Source organism: Sorangium sp. So ce1335 (genome assembly GCF_051521615.1).
GTDB lineage: Bacteria > Myxococcota_A > Polyangia > Polyangiales > Polyangiaceae > Sorangium.
The window spans coordinates 8,346,927-8,360,737 of record NZ_CP150363.1 but is presented as its reverse complement, the minus strand read 5'-3'; the positions used below and the strand labels follow the sequence as shown (position 1 = coordinate 8,360,737).

Here is a 13,811-nt window from a genome sequence, read left to right as displayed (position 1 = left end):
CTAGAGGGAGTACCGGAAGAAGCCCATGAAGCGCCGGCCGATGCGGTTGCCGAACGGGTGCATCTGCAGCGGCTGATCGGCGAGCCCGTCGAGCGCGTTGAAGACGGTCGCGGAGATCTCGGCGCGGTTGTCGAGGAAGCGGTAGCCGAGGCGCGCGTTGAGCAGCGTGTACGCGGGCAGCGGGTAGATGCTCGTCGCGATGACCGTCCCCGCCGGGACCTGCTCGGCCCACGCCTGCGCCGACTGGTAGTGGAACGTGACCTCGCCGTCGACGCCGACCGGGGTGCGGACCTGGACGCCCGCGTTCACCTTGTGCTGGCTCGTGCGCCTGTCCTCGAGGGCGTTGCACCTGTCCGGGCGCTGCTGCTCCGACAGGTTGAGCGCGTAGTTGGCGAAGACGTCGAGCCCCTCGACCGGGTAGACGCGGCCGCCGAGCTCGCCGCCGACGACGTGGTAGACGTCGCACTGGTTCTCGAAGCCGCCGAGGCCGGAGGTGTAGCGCCCCGTCTCCGGGTTCAGCCCCCCGATCCCCTGCGCGCGCTGCGAGAGCGTCGTGCGCTGCGGCTCGGACAGCACGATGAGGTCGCTCACGCGGTTGTAGTACGCGGTGACCTCGAACTCGAAGTAATCGCTCTGCTGGTTCAGGTAGCTCGCCTCGGCGGTGATGATCTGCTCCGGATCGATGATGAAGCCGGACCTGACCGGCGGCCTCGTCGTCGAGAGCATCTCGAGCCCCGGCAGCGCGAGCTGGATCGGCAGGTCGACGTACGCCTCGAGCGCCGTGGGCGAGCGGAACGCGGTCGAGCCGGAGAGGCGGATCGCCTGGCGATCGGTCGGCTTGACGATGAACGAGCCGCGCGGCGACGGGATGAGCCGCTCCAGGTAAGGCACGTAGTCGAGCCGCCCCGACGCGACCAGCGTGACGCGCTCCCCGAGCTTCATCGAGTCCTGGAGGAACACCGAGCCGTGGTGCTCGATCGGCATGTCGTCGTCGAGGTAGCTCCACGAGCTCGCCTTGAGCCGGTAGCCGAGGCCGATGTGGAAGTCGTGTACGACGGACGCGGGCGCCCGGAGCGTCTTCACGAACTCGAGCTCGGCGTTCGCGACGTGCTGCTGCGGCCGCCCCGCGTACAGGGTGTGCCCGAGGTACGCGGCGTTGAGCAGCGAGTACCCGTCGAGGTGCGTGTAGTACGTCCGCGCGTTGACGTTCTCGCTGCGGTACGCGACCGTGACGTCGGCGTTCGTGACCTCCAGGTTGTAGTCGTTGAACGGGCCGATGCCGTAGACGTCGAGCTCGCTCCTCGCGTACCCGGCGCCCACGTCGAGCTCGCGGCGCGGCCCGAGCCGCTGCGAGGCGCGCAGGTCGATCCGGACGTTCTGCGCGCCGAGATCCTGGCTCTGGCCGCTCGTCTCGAGGTCGATGCGGTCGTCCGCGACCTCGCGCGTCCACCGCGGGTAGCGGGTGTAGCCCGCGGAGAGGCGGTACGCGAAGTCTCCCTCCCGCGCGGTGGCCCACACCGAGCCGTAGCCCTGCTGGTGGTCGCCGTAGCCCGCGCGGAAGCCGCTCTTCCCGGCGCCGGGCCGGATCGTGATGATGTTGACGATGCCGGCGAAGGCGTCGGCGCCGTAGAGCGCGGAGCCCGGGCCGCGCACCACCTCGATGCGCTCGATCTGGTCGACGTCGATCGAGAGCGCCTCCCAGAACGTCGAGCCGAGCACGTCGTTCTTCACCGTGCGCCCGTCGACGAGGACGAGGAGCTTGTTCGCGAGGCGGCTGTTGAAGCCGCGCATCGAGACGTTCTCGTCGCCGCCCGTGATCTGCATGACGTCCATGCCCGCGACGCGCCGGAGCAGCTCGGGGATGCGGGTCATCCCGGAGAGCCGGATGTCCTGGCGGGTCACGATGGTCGTCGAGTTCGGCGAGTCGAGCGGGCTCTGGGCGCCGCGCGACGCGGTGATCACGGTCTCCTGGTAGACGTCCTCGGTGCGGGCCGCGCCGACGAGCCCCGCGGTGTCGGCCGGGGCCGCCCCGCGCCCCGGCGCCGGCCTCGCGGCCGGGCCCCCTGCGCCGCCCGGGCCCCCTGCGCCGCCCGGGCCCCCTGCGCCGCCCGGGGCCTCTGCGCTGCCCGGGCCCTGCGCGCCGCCTGCGGCGGGCTGCCCCGCGGAGGCCTCGGCCTGCGCGTCGCCCGGCGCGGGCCGCTGCGGGCCGGGCTGCTGCGGCGCGGGGGTCGCCGGCGGCTGGGATTCGGGCGTCGCCGCGGCGCGCTGCGCGGCGAGGCGCTGCTCGAGCTGCGCCACGATCCGGGTCACCTGCTCGCGGTCCGGGGCGTCGCTCGCGATGTACTCGCGGTAGGCGGCGATCGCCTGCTCGATGTTGCCGGCCTCCGCGTGGGCGCGCGCGATGTTGAAGACGACGTTCGGGTGCGGGAGGATCTCGTTGGCCTTCTGGAGCTGCCGGATCCCCTCGTCGTACTGCTTCTGGGCGATGAGCTCCATGCCTGCCCGGAAGTGGAGGCGCGCCTCGGTGCGGGCGTCGGCGAGCGCGCCGCGCGCGGCGGTCATCGCGCCGAGGAGGACGGCGCCGGCGCAGAGCCTCCGCGCGAGCGCCGCCCGCGCCGCGCGCGTCTCCCCGGCGCGCTGCAGCGCCGCGCCGGCGCAGGAGGCGCCGTTCGTCGGGGGGAGCGCCGGGCCGCCGTCGCGGCGGCCGTGCGAGAAGGAATCGGAAGACGACATGGGTTCGCCCTGTCCTCAGCGGGGCCGGGGATGGCGGCGACCCGCGCTTGCCAACGCGAGAGCGCCGCCGACTCTACCAGAGCGGCCGGCGCGCGTCCGCGCGCTCGTCAGTAGGGATTGCTCTTGTACGGCGCGCTCTTCGCGCCGTTCGCGACGTTCGCCCTGGGCTTGCTCGAGGTCCCCGTCGTCGAGATCGCGGCCGGGTCGAGCTTCGCGCGCACCCGCTCCTCGGCGCTGGAGACGCGCACCGTCGCGGGCTTGTAGCCCTTCATCTCGAAGACGAGCTCGTGCTCCGCCGCGAGCGCGGCCGCGGATCCTCGCCACACGATCTCGCACGGCGTCTCGGCGCAGAGCTCCTTGTTGCCTTCCCAGACGGCCGCCCCGGACGGCGCGCTCTCGACGAGCAGCGTGCGCGCGGTCGGCGTGGGCGGCGTCGCGGGCGCCGTCGCTGCGGGCGCCGCCCCCGCGGCCGCGGTCTCCGCGGGCGGCGCGCTCCCCGCGACCGGCTCGCGCGCCGGCGCGCGCGACGTCACGACGGCCGCGACGCCGACGCCGGCCGCGAGCACCGCGGCGATCGCCCACGGGACGAGCTTCCGGCCCGGGCCCGCGCCGGGCTGGTTCGCGGAGAGCCCGTCGAGGGGCGGCGCCGGGCGCGGCCCCATCGAGTCCGTGATCGAGGGGGCGACGAAGGCGGGCGCCGCCGGCGCCCTGAGCGCGCTGTCCGTGGCGAGCGGGCCCGTGATCATCGGGGGCGCGCTCGTGGGCGGCGACGAGTTCGGCGTCGAGAGGCCCGGGAAATCGCTCGTCAACGTCGGATACGAGGAGGGCACCGACGGGTACGACGGCGCGGACGGGCGGTGGCTCGCCATCGCGGTCCGCGCGGGCAGCGTCTCGCCCGTGTCGCGCGTGGAGATGCCGCCCGCGGTGAACTTGAGCGCGGCGACGAGCTCGTTCATCGAGGAGAAGCGCTGCGCCGGGTCCTTCTCGAGGCAGCGATAGACGATCCCCTCCATCGTCTGCGAGATGGAGAGCTGCGGGTTGTACGCCTGCATGGGCGGGACCGGGTCGCTCACGTGCGACATGAGCGTCCCCACGCTCGCGCCCTTGTCGAACGGCACGTGGCCCGACAGCATCTCGTACATCATCACGCCGAGCGCGTAGATATCGGTGCGCGCGGACACCTCGCTTCCCGTGATCTGCTCGGGCGCCATGTACTTCGGCGAGCCCATGAACAGGCCTTGTTGGGTGAGGTTCTCGCCGCTCTCGGTGTCCTTGACGAGCCCGAAGTCGAGCACCTTCACGTGGTCGTGCTCGTCCTCGTGATCGACGAGCAGCACGTTGCCCGGCTTGAGGTCGCGGTGCACGACGCCGAGCCCGTGCGCCTCGCGGAGCGACCGGCAGATCTGGCGGGCGATGTGCGCGGCGCGCGCCTCGGGGAACGGCCCTTCCTCGCGGAGCACGCGGTGGAGGGTCTTCCCCTCGATGTACTCCATCGCGATGTAATAGATATCGTCGTCGCTGTGGCCGTAGTCGAACACGGTGACCGTGTTCGGGTGCGTGAGCTTCGCCGCGGTCGACGCCTCGAGGAAGAAGCGACGGTGGAACTCGGGATCGTGATCGCCGTCGTACTTCGGGCTCAGCACCTTGAGCGCGCAGATGCGGCCGAGCGGCGCCTGCTCGGCCCTGTACACCTTCCCCATGCCGCCGCGCGCGATGACGCTGACGATCTTGAAGCGGCCGTTGACGACACGCCCCAGCAGCGGGTCCGGCGCGGCAGCCCTCGAGATCCTCGAGCTGCCGGTTACCTCTCCGTGTCGGCCATCAGGCATGTCGTGCCTCTCCTCGGGCAGCGTGAGGAGGTGAAGATTGGACGCACAGCAGCCGCCTCGGAAGCAGTGTGACTGAGGCGACTCTGATGTGTCAATCTGCAGTGCCACGATACGCGCATGAAATGCGTGGAGTCGTGTGCGCTGCACTCCGGACGGTCGATGAGCGCGGTGATGACCGTGGGGCGCTGAGCGACGGCGCTCCGTCGCGTACGTGGCTGTCACGTGACCCGCGTGAAACACAGCACGACGCGCGCCGTCCGGGTGAGCTGCATCGCGCCGTGGGCGGGAGTGGATCGTGGACGGACGCACGGGCGCCGTGGACGGGCGCCGGGGCGGTCGAGGAGCGCCGGCGTGGCGCGCGCGGGCGGCTCAGCGGCGGACGACGACCGCGAACAGGAAGCCTCCGCCCGGCAGGGGGCCGCCGATCCAGAGGCGGTTCGCCTCGTCGGCGACGAGCGAGAGCGACGTGTTCGCCGTCGCGAGCGCCAGGAGCGGCGCCGGGGCTCCGTCGGGTTGCACGCGACCGCCGTCGTCGCGGAAGGCGACGGCGACCGGCGCGAGGGCCTCGTAGGTCGCGGGGTCGGTCGGCTGGAAGACGAGGACGCCGGGTGCGCCCTGCTCGGGCGCGAGGGCCGCCAGGCTCATGCCGCCGCCCGGCAGCGTGAAGAGGACGTCGCCCTCCGTCGGCCCGGCGCCGCGCGCGATCGCGCCGGCGGCGAAGCCGCGCGCCTGCTGCGAGCCGTCCGCGGACGGGAGCACGGCGAACGCGTTGCCGCGCCGGTCCGCAGCGACGGGGCCGGAGCTGTCGCCCCACGCCGCGACGGCGGCGGGCTCCTCGCAGTCCGCGTCGCCCTCCGGCACGAGACGGGCGTCCTGCCCCGCCGCGCCGCAGCTCTCCGCCGCGTAGAGGCCGCTCGCGCCCGCGGCGGGATCGCCGAGCGGCGACCGCCCGGTATGGAGCAGCCGCCCCTCCACGGCGGCGGCCGCGAAGAACCCGTTCACCTCGTAGCGCTGCGCCACCGCGCGATCCTCGAGCAGGATCAGCTCCCCGAGCGTGTCGGGGAACGCGCTCGTCCACGAGATCGCCGTCCAGTCGAAGAACGGCAGGTCCACCGCCTGCCCGCCGAGGAACGCGCCATCAGGGACGCCGGCCTCGACCTCCGCCCGCGCCGCGGTGAGCGCGCCGCTCGCCCCGTCCGGCGGCGTGAGCCGCACGATCTCGGCCGCGCCGCCCGCGCGGCTCCGCACGAACATCGGTCCGCCGTGCCGCCCCCACGTCACCGAAGCGAAGCCGACGTCCTCGTCGGTCTGGTAGGCGGCGACGGCGCACCACGCCGGGTCGGCAAGCGAGAAGAGCGCGTCGTGGGATCGCGCGTCCAGGCACCCGGCGCCGTCCGCGCCGACGTCGCCGCCCGCCGACGCGCCGGCGCTCCCGTCCGTATCGTCGCCGCAGCCCATCGCGAGCGTCGCCGCCGCGCAGAGCGCCGCCGCGGCGAGGCTCGTTCTTCCCTGTTGGATCCAGCCGTCCCAGCGCATCGCTGCCTCCGAGGATCCGCGGCGCTGCGGTCTTTGATCGCGCCCGTCGTGGGCTCCGGACCCATCGTGGGCCGCGCCGGGCGCGCGGCTCCACGGGGTCGCTGGCCCGGCGCACCTCGCGGCGCCAGCGCCGGCGCGCGCGGCCGTCAGCGCCGGGCTGGCGGAGCCGCGTAAACAAATTGGCGGCCATCGTCAAGAGATCCCGACGACCTGGACGTCCGGAAGGACGATCTCGGCCCAAACCCGCGGCGGGGCGGCCGGCACCGTCATTTGTCCTGCCTGTCCCCCCAGAACGACCGTTGCGCTCCACGTTCAGATGGACGACGCTTTGCGCCGCAACCGGTGTCGGGCACGCTCCGGTTCGCGCTCCTTTTATCCACCGCGGGCCGTGACCAAGACACCCCCCCCTCCCATCACTGCCGGAACGGTCATCAACGATCGTTACGACATCCGTCAGAGCCTCGGTAAAGGCGGCATGGGCGAGGTCTTCCTGGCCTTCGATCGCTCGACCCAGCAGACCGTGGCGCTCAAGGTGGTCCGCGAGGAGTCGCGCATGCCGGGCGACGACGAGGCGCTCCGCCAGGAGCTCCTCCTCGCGCGCTCGGTCGGCCACCCCAACGTCTGCCGCGTGCACGACCTCGCGCCGAGCCCGTGGGGCCCCATCCTCGTGATGGAGCAGATCCCCGGGCAGACGCTCCACACGCACATCCGCAAGCGCAAGGCCCAGGGCGGCTACACGGCGGACGAGTTCCGCAAGATCGCGAGCGAGGTCTGCAACGGCCTCGCGGCGATCCACGCGCAGGGCCTCGTGCACGGCGACCTCAAGCCCGGCAACGTGATGGTCTCCGAGGGCCGCGCGGTCATCCTCGACTTCGGCTTCGCGCAGGAGCGCGCGCGCGCCTCGGCGCGCCGCCCCGGCGCGCCCCCCGACGGCGGCACGCCGAACTACATGTCTCCCGAGCGGCTGCGCAACGGCGGCGCGAGCCCCGAGGACGACGTGTACGCCATGGCGCTCACGCTCTGGGAGATGTGGACCTGCCGCGTCCCTGAGCCCGGCTACAAGCCGCGGCTCAAGACGATGAAGCAGCAGATCATGTTCGACGTGCCGGCGGGCCTGTCGATCGACGAGGTGCGGCAGATCTTCCGCGGCCTCAACGAGGACCCGTCGATGCGGCCGCAGGCGCGGCACATGCGCTTCTTCAACCCGTCGCAGCTCACGACGAGCCCGATCCAGCTCCCGCGCGAGCGCCTCGATCCCGGCCCGCCGCCCGGCGGCGCGCTGAAGCTGAACTTCACCCCCGGGGCGCAGTCGCTGCTCGTGACGTACGCGACGAACGCGCCGGAGATCGTCGGCACGCTGCTCCCGCTGCACGACACGAAGCTCGCGCTCGGCCGGCGCAGCGATCAGAGCCTGTGCGTGCCCGAGGCGACCGTCTCGGGGGCGCACGCGCTGCTCAAGTGGCAGACGGGCTCGTGGCTCATCGAGGATCAGGGCAGCACGAACGGCACGTACGCGGACTTCAACTACGAGCGCAAGTCGCAGGTCTCGCTGCTGCACGGCGGCGAGGTGCAGGTCGGCGAGTGCCGGATGAAGCTCGTGACGTTCGGCCCGGACTCGCCGCAGCACCGGCGCGCGAAGCAGTACCTCGCGAAGCGCGACGGCCTCACCGGCCTGCTCGTGCGCGAGCACCTCATGAAGGCGATCGACGAGGACGGCCTGTTCGCCGACTGGGCCGAGGTGCCGATGCAGGTCGCGCGCTACGAGCTGCGCGGGCCGAACCGCCAGGTGAGCGAGCGCCCGACCATCCTCGAGATGCTCGCCCTGCGGAAGGCGGCGCAGCGGGTGATCGATCTGACCGAGATGCTCCTCCTGAGCCTCACGCCCGCCGTCGCGGGCCGGACGGGGCCGCTCAAGTTCGTCGTGTCGATCGTCGGTCCGAGCATCGACGAGGCGCGCCACGTCGTCGAGCAGGTGGTCGCGCAGGTGCAGGGGATGCTCCCCGAGACGCTCGAGCTCGGCGCGACGCTGGTGAAGGGCGAGCCCGGGCGCCCGGCGCGGACGCTCATCGATTGAACCCGAACGCGTCCGATGAACAGCCGGCCTCCGTTCCCTTCCAGCCCGCCGTCTCAGCCCTCGCCGTACCGTTACCTCGGTCGCGGCGGCAGCGAGCGCCCCGTGCGGCTGCAGATCATCATCGCGCTCGTCGCCGGGCTCATCGTCGTGGCGGTGCCGCTCTACCTCTGGCGCCGCCCGCGGCCCGAGTCGATCCCGTCGGCGGACGCCGCGACGGCGGACGCCGGCGCCTACGTGTTCGACGCGGGGGCGCTCGCGGACGCGGGCGTGCCGGAGGGCGTCACGCTGTCGCCGTTCACCACGATCCGCTGCGAGAACCCTGGCCCGGGCCGCACGCCGCCCGAGCGCTGCGATCACGTCACCTTCTTCGAGGACGCCCTCTCGCGCGCGATCCGCGATAACGTCCAGTGCGCGCCGACCGGCCCGACGAGCATCACGGTGAGCTTCGTCCTCGACATGGACTTCCGGCGCAAGCGGACCAACCTCTACGTGGGCAAGTCGACGACGGTGAGCCGCGCGAAGACGAAGGAGCTGCTCCGCTGCGTGAAGCGGGCGATGCCGACGCCCGACTGGGGGACGATCCCGCACCAGTACGTGAAGTACAAGATCAACGTCATGGCGACCTACCCTGCCAGCGAGTCCTTCTGAGGCGCGCGGGCCTTGCGTCGCGCATCGATCGTGCTGGTGCGCTGCGCGCTCGCGCTCTCCGGCGCGCTCCTCGCGGGCTCGGCGGGCGCCCAGCAGCGCGCGCCGGCCGCGGCCCCTGAGCCCGCGGGCTACTCGAGCTACGAGCGCGCCACGCTCGAGCGCGCCCTCGCGCGCCTCGGCGCGACCCTCGACCCTGCCCCCGAGGGCAAGATCGTCGAGGGGATCGACGTCGTCCCGTTCGAGGTGATCGAGGACCGCGACCCGGCGCCCGGCTTCCTGAACTGGTTCCACGCCCTCTCCAGGCCGTACGTCATCCGGCGCGAGGTGCTGCTCTCGGTCGGCCGCCCCTACGAGCAGGCGCTCGCCGACGAGTCGGCGCGCCTCCTCCGCGCCCTGAGCCAGCTCTCGCTCGTCCTCGTCTTCGCCGTGCGGGGCAGCGCGCCGGACCGGGTGCGGGTCGCCGTGGCCACGAAGGACGTCTGGAGCCTGCGCCTCAACTCGAACTACCGCTTCGCCGGCGGCGAGCTCGAGTACCTGTTCCTGCAGCCCGCCGAGACGAACCTGTTCGGCGTCCACCACACCATCGCGGCGCAGCTCGCGCTCGATCCCGGCGCGCTCTCGCTCGGCCTCGCCTACGCGATGCCGCGCGTCGGGGGCAGCCGCGTGCGGCTGCGGACCCAGCTGAACGCGATCGTCGGCCGCGAGACCGGCGCGCTCGAGGGCTCCAGCGGGGAGTTCGTGTACGGCCAGCCGCTCTACGCGACGGAGGCGGAGTGGGCCTGGGAGGCCGAGGTCACCTGGCGCGACGAGGTGACCCGCCGCTTCATCGGCACGCGGCTCGCCACGTTCGACGCCGCGGCGACGCCGGGGGACGACGCCATCCCTCACCGCTACCGGAGCGATCTCCTGGTCGGCAGCTACACCGTCACGCGCAGCTTCGGCGGCCGCGGCGCGGCGCGGTCCTCGGGCGTGAAGCACGACGTCTCGGTGGGCATCGAGGCGAGCCGCAAGGTCTACCGCGTGGACGAGCGCGCGGGCTTCGCTCCATCCGCGCTCGCCGAGTTCGAGCGGCGCGAGATGCCGGTGAGCGACACCCGCATCGCGCCCGTGCTCAAGTACTCGACGTACTCGACCCGCTTCTCGCGCGTGCTCGACTTCAACACGCTCGCCCTCCAGGAGGACTACCGGCTGGGCCACGAGCTCACGGTCGCGATCTACCCGGTCACGACCGCGCTCAACTCGACGCGGACCTTCCTCGGCGTGTCCGCCGCGGCGGCGTACACCGTCCCGCTCGGCGACGGCCTCGCGCGCGCGGTGGTCGAGGCGGTCACGGAGCTCGACCGGTCGCAGATCTTCGACGCCTACATCGAGGCGCGGGCGCGCGTGCACACGCCGAGCTTCGGGATCGGGCGGCTCGTGTTCGACGTGCGGCTCTACGACCGCTACCGGAACTACCTCAACCGGCGGTGGCAGCTCGGCGGCGACACGCGGCTCCGCGGCTACCCGACGGGGGCGTTCATCGGCGAGGACGTGCTCTCCGCGAACCTGGAGCTCCGCACCCGCCCCCTCGAGATCTGGTCGTGCCAGATCGCGGGCGCGGCCTTCTTCGACGCCGGCGACGCCTTCGACGGCTACGACGATCTGCGCCTCAAGCAGTCGGCCGGCTTCGGGATACGGGCGCTCTTCCCGCAGCTCAACCGCATCGTCATGCGCGCCGACTGGGGCTTCCCGCTCACGCGCGGCACCAGGGAGCCCGACGCGCTCCCGGGCGACATCGTCCTCACCTTCGGTCAGGCGTTTCCGATGCTCCCTGCGGACGAGTAGGCGCCCCGCCCGGCCCGCGGGGGCCTTCCCTCGTCGGCGCGCCCGCCGCGTCGGGCGGCGCGGCCACGCTCGCCACCCGGGCGCGGTGGGCCGCGAACGCCGGCTGGAGGGCGGGCGGCACCGGCTCCCGGTCGAGCGCCGCGAGCGTCTCCTTCTCCGGCCTGCCCGCGAGTAGCGCGTGCCAGGCCTGCTCGATCGCGCGCCGCACGCGCGCCGCGTCGTCCTTCGGCGCCTCCTGCCGCTTGCCGTCCCGACCGCGATCGTCCGCCCCCGCGCGCGCCGTATGGAACGCCTGGGCAGCGCTGCCGCGGTTCGTGTAGCGGTCGCCCTCGAAGCCCGCGACGTCGACGAGCTCCGGTGCGATGGGATCGCCCTCCCGCACGGGCGCCCGTCCGGCAAGCTCGAGTATTCCGTCCTGGTCGATATCCAGCGCGAACCGCGGCGGCACCGCGAGCTCGACGGTGTACCGGGCCGTGCCGAACGGCTGCACGGCCCAGATCTCCAGCTCGCCGGCCTCGTTGCTGAGCACGACGTCCGGCGCGCCGTCGCGGTTGAGATCGGTCCCGGACCGGAACACCCCGAGCTGCTCCGCGCCCTCCGGCGTCGCGCCGGGCACGAGCGACGGCACGAGCCGGGTCGCCTGGCTCCGGTCCACGCGGCCGCTGTCGAGGGGCCCGGCCGCCATGATCACGCCGCGCGGCGTCGCCGCCCGCACGGCGGAGGTGCGGCGCCCGAGCGTGTCGGTGCCGGCGTAGCCGCGCAGCACCACCTCCCCCCCGCCGCGCGGGAGCGCGCCGCGGAGCTCGACCTCCAGCTCGAGCCCGAGCTCGGCGGCCTCCACATCGATGGCGCGCAGATGCGCGTCGAGGTCCGGGGGCGCGACGTACGCGCCGAGCGGCGGCGTGCGCGCGGCGCCCCAGGGAGAGACCTGATGATCGCTGGTGCAGGAGGGGCTCGAGAGGAGCAGAACGCCCATCGTCAGCGTGAGCTTTTCTGTTACCGTTCGCTTCCTCATGCGCCTGCTAGTCGCCGATAAAATGGATCTCTCGGCTCTGGAAGAGCTCAAGGTACTCGGGATCCAGATCGAGTCCCGGCCGGAGCTGACAAGGGACACGCTCCCGGCGGCCCTGGACGGGATCGGCATCCTCGTCGTTCGTTCGACGGAGGTCACGGCGAAGGCGATCGAGGCTGGACGGCAGCTCAACCTGATCGTGCGGGCCGGGGTCGGCGTGGGCACGATCGACGTCGCGGCCGCGAGCGCGCGCGGCGTCTACGTGGCCAACTGCCCCGGCAAGAACGCCACCGCTGTCGCGGAGCTGACGATGGGGTTCATCCTCGCGCTCGACCGCCGCCTCGTCGATGCCACGTCCGATCTCCGGGCCGGTCGCTGGGAGAAGGCGAAGTACTCGGTGGCGCGGGGCCTGTACGGCCGGCGGATCGGGATCGCGGGGCTCGGCGCGATCGGCCGCGAGGTGCTGCTGCGCGCCCGCGCGTTCGGCCTCGAGCCGCACGCGTGGTCGCGCTCGCTGACGCCGGGGCGCGCCGCCAAGCTGGACGTCAGCTACGCCCGGACGCTGGAGGATCTGGCGGCCCGCTCGGACATCTTCACCATCCACCTGACCGCGACCCCGCAGACGCGCGGCATCGTCGGCCGGAGCGTCCTCGAGGCGCTCCCCGACGGCGCCATCGTCGTGAACGCCGCGCGCCCCGAGGTGCTGGACTACGCCGCGCTCGAGGAGCTCATCCCGCGCAAGGGGCTGCGGGTCGGCCTCGACGTCTTCGCCAGCGAGCCCGACAGGCCCACGGCGCCCTTCGAGTCGCACCTCCTCGAGCGAGGGCTCGTCTACGGGACGCCGCACATCGGCGCGCAGACCGAGCAGGCCCAGCGCGCCGTCGCCCTCGAGACGGCCCGGATCATCCGCGCCTTCCTGACGGAGGAGGAGATCCCCAACGTGGTCAACATCTGCGCGACCTCGCCCGCTCGCTACGCGGTCGTCATCCGGATGCTGGACAAGGTCGGCGTCCTCGCGAACACCCTGAGCGTCGTGAAACGGCACGGGATCAACATCGAGGAGATCTCGAGTACCGTCTTCGAGGGGGCCACTGCCACCTGCACGAAGATGCGGGTCTCCGGCCGGCCGAGCGAAGCCTGCCTCAAGGAGATCGCGGCGTTCGAGGAGGTGCTCCACGTGGATATCGTCGCGCTGCCTAACCTCGCATGACCGCATGACCTCGTGACCCTGACGCAGCCGCTGTGAGGCGCATCGCCGTCGTCCGGCGCGGCGCGGCTGGGTGAGGCGCGGCGCGGCGCGCGGACGAGCTGGCGGGGGAGTTTCCCGGCCGTGCAGGGGCGGTTTGCCCGTATCCCCCCTTGCATGAAGGCCCGCATTCGACTAGGTTGTCCGCCGACAACTAGGCGGATCCGCTGAGCCGGGTTCCCAGTTCGGGAATCGGCTCTTTTTTTTTGGCGCAGGGGCGCCGGGCACCGTCGCTCGGCATCTGTGGCGCTGAAAAGTCCCGGATTCCCCAGGGTGACGTCTCTCACATGCCGGAACCGATGGAGCCTTCGACCAGAGCCACGTTCGATCTCGGTCGCGTCCGCGACGCGGTCGCGCCGGTGCTCGCCTCGCACGGGGTGACGCTCGTCGATCTCGAGTGGACGACCGAGCGGGCGGGCTGGACGTTGCGGCTCACGATCGAGCGCGAGGGGACGGCCGATGCGGGCGGCGGCGTCACGCTGGAGGACTGCGCGGATGTGTCGCGCGACGTCTCATCGGTCCTCGACGTCGAGGATCTCATCGCCAATCATTACAACCTCGAGGTCAGCTCTCCAGGCCTCGATCGGCGGCTGCGCACGGAGGCCGAGTTCGCCCGCTTCCGCGGTCGGACGGCGAAGGTGAAGCTGTCGCGCCCCGCGCCGGACGGCCAGCGGCTGCTCCGGGGCGAGCTCCTGGAGGCCCCGGAGGGGCGGGTCGCGGTCCTGGTCGACGGCAAGCGGATCGAGGTCCCGTTTTCGGATGTCGTGGAGGCGCGCCTCGTCTTCGAGCTCGCGTCGCAGCCCAAGCCCAAGAAGGGGCAGCGGCAGGGCAAGGACGCCGCCAAGGGGTCGGCTCCTCGGCCGGCCTCACAGCGGAGCGAGCGCGGCTCCGAGAAGCGCAAGTAGAGAG

The 13,811-nt window shown here is 72.6% G+C and carries 9 protein-coding genes; 5 read left to right on the top strand and 4 right to left on the bottom strand.

Annotated elements, in window-relative coordinates; genetic code table 11:
• The 3 genes from WMF24_RS30845 to WMF24_RS30835 form a co-directional block, all read right to left on the bottom strand.
• Complete coding sequence (locus WMF24_RS30845) at positions 1–2,733, bottom strand: TonB-dependent receptor domain-containing protein (RefSeq protein ID WP_437730996.1); 2,733 nt, start codon at positions 2,731–2,733, stop codon at positions 1–3.
• Between the two features lie 107 nt (positions 2,734–2,840).
• A complete protein-coding gene (locus WMF24_RS30840; protein ID WP_437730995.1) occupies positions 2,841–4,562 on the bottom strand; it encodes a serine/threonine protein kinase in 1,722 nt (573 codons plus the stop codon).
• A 369-nt stretch (positions 4,563–4,931) separates the two neighbouring features.
• Positions 4,932–6,098, bottom strand: a complete 1,167-nt coding sequence (locus tag WMF24_RS30835) for a hypothetical protein (protein WP_437730994.1) — start codon at positions 6,096–6,098, stop codon at positions 4,932–4,934.
• A gap of 388 nt (positions 6,099–6,486) precedes the next feature.
• Between WMF24_RS30835 and WMF24_RS30830 the strand changes: the two genes are divergently transcribed.
• Genes WMF24_RS30830 through WMF24_RS30820 form a run of 3 tightly spaced genes read left to right on the top strand, consistent with a single transcriptional unit; the run spans position 6,487 to position 10,644 of the window.
• A complete protein-coding gene (locus WMF24_RS30830) occupies positions 6,487–8,172 on the top strand; it encodes a protein kinase domain-containing protein (RefSeq protein WP_437630815.1) in 1,686 nt (561 codons plus the stop codon).
• Between the two features lie 15 nt (positions 8,173–8,187).
• Positions 8,188–8,820 (top strand): hypothetical protein, encoded by a 633-nt coding sequence (locus tag WMF24_RS30825; RefSeq protein ID WP_437730993.1) that lies wholly within the window; start codon positions 8,188–8,190, stop codon positions 8,818–8,820.
• 12 nt (positions 8,821–8,832) lie between these two features.
• The gene (locus tag WMF24_RS30820) at positions 8,833–10,644 is read left to right on the top strand and encodes a hypothetical protein (RefSeq protein ID WP_437730992.1); all 1,812 of its coding nucleotides are present in this window, start codon (positions 8,833–8,835) and stop codon (positions 10,642–10,644) included.
• Here WMF24_RS30820 and WMF24_RS30815 read toward each other — a convergent pair.
• Positions 10,601–11,620, bottom strand: coding sequence for an FG-GAP repeat domain-containing protein (locus WMF24_RS30815; protein ID WP_437730991.1), 1,020 nt, complete (start codon positions 11,618–11,620; stop codon positions 10,601–10,603). The genes WMF24_RS30820 and WMF24_RS30815 overlap by 44 nt on opposite strands.
• 61 nt (positions 11,621–11,681) lie before the next feature.
• Here WMF24_RS30815 and WMF24_RS30810 point away from each other — a divergent pair, with 61 nt between their 5' ends.
• Both WMF24_RS30810 and rimP read left to right on the top strand, forming a co-directional pair.
• Positions 11,682–12,866: a phosphoglycerate dehydrogenase gene (locus WMF24_RS30810; protein ID WP_437730990.1), complete on the top strand. Its 1,185-nt coding sequence runs from the start codon at positions 11,682–11,684 to the stop codon at positions 12,864–12,866.
• Positions 12,867–13,201: 335 nt separating this feature from the next.
• Complete coding sequence (rimP, locus tag WMF24_RS30805; RefSeq protein ID WP_437730989.1) at positions 13,202–13,807, top strand: ribosome maturation factor RimP; 606 nt, start codon at positions 13,202–13,204, stop codon at positions 13,805–13,807.
• Positions 13,808–13,811: the final 4 nt, after the last annotated feature.

Excerpts from the sequence above, each read along its gene's own strand:
- WMF24_RS30845 (WP_437730996.1), bottom strand. The coding sequence starts at position 2,733 with ATGTCGTCTTCCGATTCCTTCTCGCACGGCCGCCGCGACGGCGGCCCG.
- WMF24_RS30840 (WP_437730995.1), bottom strand. The coding sequence starts at position 4,562 with ATGCCTGATGGCCGACACGGAGAGGTAACCGGCAGCTCGAGGATCTCG.
- WMF24_RS30835 (WP_437730994.1), bottom strand. The coding sequence starts at position 6,098 with ATGCGCTGGGACGGCTGGATCCAACAGGGAAGAACGAGCCTCGCCGCG.
- WMF24_RS30825 (WP_437730993.1), top strand. The coding sequence starts at position 8,188 with ATGAACAGCCGGCCTCCGTTCCCTTCCAGCCCGCCGTCTCAGCCCTCG.
- WMF24_RS30815 (WP_437730991.1), bottom strand. The coding sequence starts at position 11,620 with ATGGGCGTTCTGCTCCTCTCGAGCCCCTCCTGCACCAGCGATCATCAG.
- WMF24_RS30810 (WP_437730990.1), top strand. The coding sequence starts at position 11,682 with ATGGATCTCTCGGCTCTGGAAGAGCTCAAGGTACTCGGGATCCAGATC.
- rimP (WP_437730989.1), top strand. The coding sequence starts at position 13,202 with ATGGAGCCTTCGACCAGAGCCACGTTCGATCTCGGTCGCGTCCGCGAC.